Origin of the sequence: Mesorhizobium sp. M7D.F.Ca.US.004.03.1.1 (genome assembly GCF_003998635.1) — a bacterium.
Lineage (GTDB): Bacteria > Pseudomonadota > Alphaproteobacteria > Rhizobiales > Rhizobiaceae > Mesorhizobium > Mesorhizobium loti.
The window spans coordinates 1-1,124 of sequence record NZ_RZQG01001370.1 but is presented as its reverse complement, the minus strand read 5'-3'; the positions used below and the strand labels follow the sequence as shown (position 1 = coordinate 1,124).

Genomic DNA, 1,124 nt, shown 5'->3' with positions numbered 1-1,124 from the left:
CTGGGTGGCGGCGCGGTCGATCCGGCGGCTGCGGCAGCAGCAACGAGCGGTCTCGGCAGCGCGCTGAACCTCAACAACATCGTCGGCGGCGCCGGCGGTGGCGCGATCCTGACCGGCATTCTCGGCGCGGTCATGGGCGCCATGAAGAAGTAAGCGGCCATTCGGTCTTTTCAAATGGGCGGCTTCGGCCGCCCATTTCCGTTTTGGGACTACTGACTGTTCGTCTTTCGAGGGGTGGACGCCCTTCGCCCGCGCCTCTACATCACCGCTGGCATAGCGAAAGGACGATCATGGGTCAGCTCAATGCCGGCATCGTGCCGGTCACACCGTTTCAGCAGAATTGCACCATCCTGTTCGACATGGACGACAAGCACGGTGTCGTCGTCGATCCGGGCGGCGACATCGACAAGGTGCTGGCGGCGCTGAAGGACAATGCGATATCAGCCGGGGCGATCTGGATAACGCATGGCCATATCGACCATGCCGGCGGCGCCATGGAGCTGAAGGAGGCGCTCGGCGTCGAGATCATCGGCCCGCACGAGGCCGACAAGTCGCTGCTCGACAATCTGGAAAACCAGGGCAGGCGTTACGGCATCGCCGGTGCGCGCAACTGTGTGCCCGACCGGTTCCTGACCGAAGGCGAGACCGTGTCGTTCGGCGGCCATGTGTTCGAGGTGTTGCACTGCCCCGGCCACGCGCCCGGCCACGTCGTCTATTACAACCGCGCGGCGAAGTTCGCCCATGTCGGCGACGTGCTGTTTCGCGGTTCGGTGGGCCGCACCGACCTGCCGGGCGGCGACCACGCGGCGCTGATCGCTTCGATCAAGGACAAGCTCCTGCCGCTCGGCGACGATATTGGCTTCATCTGCGGCCACGGTCCCGGCGGCCGCTTCGGCGAGGAGAGGCGGACCAATCCTTTTCTCGTTTAGGGCGTGCCGATATTCGCCGATCCCAAATCCTGCGGTGTTCCAAACAAAAAAAGCGCTGGCCTTGCGGTCAGCGCTTTTTGTTTGGGGGCAGGGATGCCTCAGTTGGCAGTGCAGAAATGCTGTTCGCCGTCATTGCCGGTGAACGTGCCGGTACGGGAATTGAAGCTGCGGTAGCGGTCCGAGCAGTATTCGTAC

2 protein-coding genes are annotated in these 1,124 nt (G+C 63.5%); one reads left to right on the top strand and one right to left on the bottom strand.

The window, feature by feature from the left end:
• Positions 1-290: 290 nt before the first annotated feature.
• Positions 291-929 carry an MBL fold metallo-hydrolase gene (locus EN935_RS37165; protein WP_109659807.1) on the top strand — a complete coding sequence of 213 codons (639 nt, stop codon included), beginning with the start codon at positions 291-293 and terminating at the stop codon, positions 927-929.
• 98 nt (positions 930-1,027) lie between these two features.
• Here EN935_RS37165 and EN935_RS37160 read toward each other — a convergent pair.
• Positions 1,028-1,124: BA14K family protein (locus tag EN935_RS37160; RefSeq protein WP_164771745.1), on the bottom strand; the 97-nt coding region annotated here is incomplete at its 5' end.

Excerpts from the sequence above, each read along its gene's own strand:
- EN935_RS37165 (WP_109659807.1), top strand. The coding sequence starts at position 291 with ATGGGTCAGCTCAATGCCGGCATCGTGCCGGTCACACCGTTTCAGCAG.